The organism is Domibacillus robiginosus (genome assembly GCF_000966195.1).
Lineage (GTDB): Bacteria > Bacillota > Bacilli > Bacillales > Domibacillaceae > Domibacillus > Domibacillus robiginosus.
In genome coordinates, this window is record NZ_LAHL01000089.1 from 1 (window position 1) to 6880 (window position 6880).

Genomic DNA, 6880 nt, shown 5'->3' on the forward strand with positions numbered 1-6880 from the left:
TCTAGTTTATCGTTTACACCAGGTTAAACATCGTGCCAAGCCATCCCCACTAGAAACACCCTTTCCACAATATTGGACACCCTTGTACATTATTTTTTTCCAGCAACAACTTATGCGAAAACAGCCAAAAAGAAACATAATTGCATTTGGTCTGCTATATCTATATAAACGGTTTATCTCCATACAATTTAGAATCATCATTTCCGTTTATCTTCCTCCCTTTTTTCTTCTACATAAAAAAACTTGTGCTTTATTATAAGCACAAGTTTTTGCTGGTCTGGTTACTCGTTGGTCAGATCATTCTATGAAGCCAGCTGGTCGTCTACTTTATCCTCAATGCCCTTATCTTGATCTTCTTCGTCTTCATACCCGGTTAAGCTGCCCGGTGTCAAACCCGCTGCCATTCCGCCACTTATCTTTTCTTTTTCCTGGAAACATTCATATCCGTTCCAATTCTCTTATAGTCGCACAAAAAAAGAACATACAGTTAAACGCTTTTATCTCCGTTCATTTAAGTTCTTGTATGTGTTAAAACCGTTTGCAGGATGGCTGTCCATATCTCTTCTTCTTCTGTAAGGAAATGGCCACCATCTTTTATATAAAATGATTCAACATGCTTGAATTGCCTGGCCATCTTTTTTACTTCGCTTACAGGAGATAAGGTATCTTTCTCGCCATGCCAAATTTGAACTGGAACCTGAATATCGCCGAGGTTAAATCCCCAATTTTTCATGAGCAGTCTTGTTTCGTAGGAAACCCCTTTGACCCCTTGACGATAAGCCTCTTTAGAATGCAGAAGAGTACTTTCCGCTACACCCTCTTTTAATAATTGCCGGTTGTCCCATTCAGGCAAATGGCGTCCTCCTTTTTTTAAAGCTGCCTGATATCTTTCAGGCTGCTGATCAATCATTTTTTTTTGTGAATGGCTCAGTTTGTTTAACAGCCAGGGAAAGCGTTTGGAGAGAAAAAAAGCGATACGGTTTTCTTTTGACATATCTTTGGGCAGTTTCCCATCTTGAAAAGGAGCGGCGGTGGAAATAAGGAGACATAGCTGGGTTTGTTCAGGCAGAGTATGTGAAACCGCTGCTGCGTATGCACCGCCTCCTGAAACACCTAAAACGGAAAATAGTTTAATATTTAAAAAGTCAGCTAATTCTTTTATATCCGTTGCCCAATCAAGAAGCTGCCTATTTTGCTTTTGATCCGATAACCCATAACCGGGCCTATCGGTTGCAATAAAGCGAATTCCTAAAGACTGTGCTGTCGGGTCATCATTTAAAAACCAAATTCTCGAACCAGGTGTTCCATGAAATAAAAAAACAGGAACTCCTCGTTTGTCTCCATACTCCCAATAACCAAGATGCCTGCCATCCGATAATCTTATTACTTTTTCCTGCACCTTTATTTCCCCTTTCTTTCTTCCTGGCAATTATATGTTTAACATTTTGATTATTTGCTTTTTTTGTGAATTTTAGCTTTTGAAAATGACAAATCGGAGCAATTTTTATAAAATAATAGCTAGACTTTTGTGGTTTTGTTTTTGCTTTGTTTCTTTAATACTAATATAGGCATGCAGAAAAAGGCAAACCAGTCGAAAGGCTGGGACGCAAAGTTTCAGATCTACGGTTGAAAAACTAAGATGGCTGAACCGCCTCATCTATAAGGAGGAGGACATACATTGAATCAATTAAACATATCAGATGAATATTTAGTAGAAGCCTACATAAATGCATTACGCTTGAAACTAACGCCTGATTTTATTTATCTGCTTGAAACTGAAATAATTGCTAGGGGACTGGTTCATGCAGATTACCTCTTTCTTCAAACTCATCTTATAGGAGCTGGCGATTAGCTTTTTCTTTTTTTCGGCAGTTAATTTTATTTCTTTGAAATCTTTCGCTTTTCTTCTTGAAAATTCTAGCAATCTAGTTAACTAGCTTATTGTTTCACGTGAAACATTCTAAATACACAGGTGATTTGATAGTTTTTTAGTGAAAAATTATTTTAATATCATAAAAGTCACTGAAGAATTTTTAGAATGGAAAAAGCCTTAATTCTTGAATATGAAGAAAACTTCGGAAAGCAATGTTACAGAGTGATGTGGAAGACTTAATTGAACTTTTGAATGATGATTTAATATTGTTGAACCATTTAAGACAAACTCTCACGAAAGAAGAAGAGCTTGAAGCTTATCCATCCGGTATATTACACTTCTCTGACATTATTGTTTTTGACCAGCATGTAAAATTATTGTCGGATTGCGCGGTTACGATAACAAAAATTTCTTTAAAGGGAACGCTTGGCTCGAATATAATTGGAGACCATATGTGCTATATGCGAATTTGGCAGAATGTGAATGGGGGATTAAAAGTTATTTCAGGCCAGTGTAGTACTGTCACTTTCTAAATTAAAATAGAAGATTAAAAGTTAAGAAGATAGGTAACACTAATATAATAGAAGAAACTCGTCTTTTTATTTCGTGCAGGGAACAGGCAGCCTTTGCTTTTACGAAGCAAAGATCTATCCTTCCTACTTTGTTTAAATAAAGCTTCAGTCTTTCACTATTTTCCTACGCTTTCTTTAAAAAGTAGTAAAGCTTAGTAAGCATATTCCATATGTGATAGAAAAAAATAACTGCTATGCCTTTAATCAAGTTTCTCCCCTCGCTGTTTTGTTTGCTCCTTTGTAGCAGCAGAATTACACAAAGAAATAGAATTAATTCTACTGTACCCTTGATATTATTCAATTTTATCTGGATTCAACAGGAACAATTGTTGGTGGGTGTGCATGCTTTCTATAAAAACCTTGCTGCTTTTTAGCAACTGTACTGGTAGAGAATGAAATCCCCATTGATGTGTAAAGAATGACGGGCAAACTGCTTGGCCTTTGAATAAGCTTCATACAAATATATAAAAATAAAAGTGAGCTTCCGCCTTATTATTTCATCATTCAGCAAAGATAAATTTTATCTTTGCTGAATTTTCTTTTGCTGTTAATCCTTACAAATGCTTATGATAGAACGATTTATGATCGATACGTACCATGGGAAAGATCTGCAGACCAAATTTTTATAAATTGTTTTTCAAGTCTTTTATCTTTAAAAAATCTACATAAATACAAATATACTTGTATTTATGTAGATGAATATACATTGATCATAAAGTTCATAAGCTATATAAGACAGAGTTTATGGTTTTTAAATAAAATTCTAAAATACACCTCATTTTGTTAATCCATTTGTGTATTCTATAACACAACTTAAAGTGTTTTAGGTTGTTTCTTATATCCGTTAAAGGTTCTAGTTTCAGCTGTAGTAATGTGCTTTTCAATGAATTGAAATAAGAAACTTTTATACGTTGCTTTCGCTTGTTCAATTGGCTATCGTATTTTTGAGATTGTACTTCTTTATATAAAAAAGATTGTCTTTCATATATTTCTCAATTCCTTGACAGTACTTACAAGGAAGCTGTCTTCACTCGATAGCAATAGAATATTTCATTTATGATTTTCACTTATTTTGCGAAAAGGCTTCTCTCCAGCATCATTGCTTAACGCTTCTGAAAGGTGCCCATCGTTTTTTTTCAAAAAGCATATATAGTTTTTGCGTTAATGGCAGGAATCCTTTATTGATCTCGTTTTTGTAAAACTCTTGACGGTAATAAAATTTCATCTCGTCCGCCGGTTTGCCACAAGCATTCAAAATCGCGGCTGTCGCTCGACAAATCCTTCTCTTTTGAAAAGGACAATAGCACGGTGGATAGTCACTCAGATCCATACGCAAATCTCCTATACATTAGAAGAGTCCACATAAAATTCCATCGGGCCCCCTTCTCACGATTCTTTGTGAAACCCCAATTAGTCGACTTTAAAATTGCGTTTAGAGGACGCTGCTGGAACACATTATATTATTTTCTTGTGCAGCTTTTTTAGTTATGAGAGTAATGAAACCGCCTCTGCCTTGTATACGCATCTACATCGATACAAATATACATGTATACCTATATACAAAATTACATGCAAACAAGTAGATATGTATTTTTGTATATCATCAAAGAAATCTCTGCTAAATCCTTTTAAATAAAGCCCTGGATTCATCTTAATACTTTGCATATCTTTATTTCTTTAGACGTACTGCTACCATTTTTGTTTGTGTGTACAGAAGAAATTTATCGAGCTTTTCTGTTTACGTAGATTCCTTCAGAGAAATGATACGTGCTTTCTCCTGTAACCCCTCCTGATTAGTCTACCTGTGTTGATTTTTCTTAAAACAGCTACAAAGACGCAAAGTAAATGAAATAAATCTTTTAAACAAGAAAAGAATAAAATGATTTGTGATGCTTCGTTCATAATTATGGCCTTACACCAATAAAGATTTTTAGAATTTGTCAAAGAGCAAAATTATTGTTTTTGCTTTCCTTTTATTTCTTTTCTAAAAGAATGGTTCTTAGAGTAAGAAGAAACATAACTTTTTGTACACATATGATCTCTTTCTTGAATCCAAGCTTAAGAACAAACCTTCTTATCCCTCTGTAGATAGATCATTTGGTTATAAAGAACACGCTCTGTACTTTTTTACACTATCTTTTAATTAACATCCAGAGACAAAAAAACGGCATAATACTCTTTCTTGATCCTTTCCGATGAACTTATGTTAAAAAGAGCACTTTTTACGAGAGGCTTTCTCCCCTCCACTAAGAAAGCCAACATAAGCTATAAAAGTTTATACTAGACCGTGATATACTATACCTTAGACTCATTATTTGCTAACAGTAGTTAATATTAACCATAAATGCAGAATTTTCGGTTGAAAAACAGTAGTAAAATATTGTATTCTAAATGAATAAAGTAACCGTCTAAAAGGCTGGACCCCTTTAATCAAAAGACGGACGATTTTTTGTGTTCTTTACATTCTTAACAAACTAGCCCAACAATAGATGAAAAGCAGGGCTGCTCTTTTGTGGTGCTTTTTATTAAACCCGTCCATATCCTCGTTTTCTGCTAAAGAAAACAAATGTGTACTGCTGAAACAAAAGCCTTTTTTGTTTCTTGTAAAAGTCAGCATTCCGTTAAAAAGCAATACTTCCATACTCATTCATTATTAAAATGAATAGTCATTAATAGCTGTTTGTTTTTTTCTTAATTATGGATTCAGAGACCTCTTTACTGTAAAAATATATTTTCTCTATAAGAAATCATTGCATAAGAAAAAACAGTTTAACATATTCGTCCATGTTAATAAGGTATTTCTTCTGGATCAAATTGAGTGAGCCGATCTTCTTTTTGCATCAAGTGACCAATTTGTTCCTGCCAGCTTTGTCTGCCGACTTGTTTAAAAGAAATTTTGTTTTCCTCTTCTTCCAGCCAATTAAAAATACTTGGATGGGTGGTAAACGTTTCTTCCCGTTTTTTGTAAGTAAACATGCGGACGAGTGTGCCATAGAAATAGCCATTAAAATCTTTTCGGATTTTTCTTTGTTTATGTGCGAATACAGATTGCTTAAATGCTTCAATCACTATTTCCTCGTAAGACTCAAGTACATTTGAAAGATTAAATTTCTTATAAGCAAGTATGGCTTTTCCCCATAAATGATAGATATCAGCTGCTTCATCAAAAAATGGTTTTACAGCTTTGATAAATGTTTGTGGAACGTTTTTAGGTGTAAAGGTGTAACCAAGACGATTTTCCTTACGTAAGATCTTTAAAAGATTTTTATTAAAAGATAAATACTTGGTAGAAACTTTTTTTGGTTGTTCAACCTTACTCTCGCAAGGGATTTCAGCTTTTTCAGCTTGGAAATCAGCTTGGAAATCTGACAGCTGAAGAGCTTGTTTCCAGTGATCGAAATAAGGATGAGCTGTGAATAAATGAATCGGTGCACTAAGGCCATTTTGCGTGCTGGAACGCCGATAGATCGTTTGAATCACACCATGGTCTCGAAGTTTTTTTGAAATATTGCGGACTGTTTTATCTGTGACGCCATACCGAGCGGCCAAGTAGTCATCACTTGCAAAAAAGAATCCTTTCTCTGCTGCAAACCAGCACATCATATCGATTGCTTTTCTTGTTCCTTCTTTTAAACGGTAATACCGGTCACCGTAAACCGCTTCGACCGTTTTTAAAAGATTTAATTTCATATCCTGCTGTTCCTGGTGTGTTTTTGTAAATGGAACATGATCGTTCATCTCTTTAAATTCACTAACTGAAATGACTACACTTGCCGTCATGCTACTTACCTCCGTTTCCAGAAAACAAAAAGGCGCATTTACCGTTTATCGGTAAACACGCCGTCAATCTGCAACAGAAAGATACCTCTTGAAAATACGGTCTATTTATCGTAAAATAAACGTATAAATAGAGGTATTCAAGAAGGTAAAAGCAGGTGTTTACCGTGGGTGGTTCACGGTGAATGGTTGTAAAGATGTTGGTAGCATCTTTGCAACACGCTTTTGCCTTTTTATTTTTTAGTTTTTCTTTTGTCGTTGGTCTGCTGGCCATTTGATTGTTAACTTGTGGACAGCTGTTGATGATTTAAATTGTAAACAATAAAAACCCGCACTGCAATAGGGTTTGGAGCGTTTTTTTAATATGGTAGATATGTATATGAAAATACATGTATACAAGTATCTATGTATATAAAATAGAATGGTTGGAAAATGTATATATGTATACAAGGGAACGCTTCAACCCTTGGTACAATAGGTTTTTTTGTTGTGGATAACTTTGCTCAAAGTTTAACATTGTAGATAAGTATACAAAAGTATAAGTAGATAAATCTACTTATCCACACATCTATAAATCTACCGTTTTTATTTTTATTAACTTGTGGATAAAAAAAGGCTGTTTTTAGGCCATTTTGATGAAAAAATAAAAAGATACCCC

The 6880-nt window shown here is 34.6% G+C and carries 5 protein-coding genes and 1 riboswitch; of the genes, 2 read left to right on the forward strand and 3 right to left on the reverse strand.

Annotated elements, in window-relative coordinates:
- Window positions 1-511: 511 nt before the first annotated feature.
- Entirely contained in the window at window positions 512-1399 is an 888-nt protein-coding gene (locus tag VP97_RS22805; protein ID WP_050184486.1) for an alpha/beta fold hydrolase, read from the reverse strand.
- Between the two features lie 172 nt (window positions 1400-1571).
- Window positions 1572-1656: riboswitch (cyclic di-GMP riboswitch) on the forward strand.
- Between the two features lie 22 nt (window positions 1657-1678).
- On the opposite strand from VP97_RS22805, the gene sda reads away from it, so the two are divergent.
- Together sda and VP97_RS22810 are read left to right on the forward strand one after the other, a co-directional pair.
- A complete protein-coding gene (sda, locus tag VP97_RS23580) occupies window positions 1679-1852 on the forward strand; it encodes a sporulation histidine kinase inhibitor Sda (RefSeq protein ID WP_082220517.1) in 174 nt (57 codons plus the stop codon).
- A 233-nt stretch (window positions 1853-2085) separates the two neighbouring features.
- The gene (locus tag VP97_RS22810) at window positions 2086-2406 is read left to right on the forward strand and encodes a nuclear transport factor 2 family protein (protein ID WP_245629972.1); all 321 of its coding nucleotides are present in this window, start codon (window positions 2086-2088) and stop codon (window positions 2404-2406) included.
- A 1135-nt stretch (window positions 2407-3541) separates the two neighbouring features.
- Here VP97_RS22810 and VP97_RS22815 read toward each other — a convergent pair.
- Both VP97_RS22815 and VP97_RS22820 read right to left on the reverse strand, forming a co-directional pair.
- Window positions 3542-3775, reverse strand: a complete 234-nt coding sequence (locus tag VP97_RS22815; protein WP_050184487.1) for a hypothetical protein — start codon at window positions 3773-3775, stop codon at window positions 3542-3544.
- Window positions 3776-5232: 1457 nt separating this feature from the next.
- Window positions 5233-6225, reverse strand: a complete 993-nt coding sequence (locus VP97_RS22820) for a helix-turn-helix domain-containing protein (protein ID WP_050184488.1) — start codon at window positions 6223-6225, stop codon at window positions 5233-5235.
- Window positions 6226-6880 lie beyond the last annotated feature (655 nt).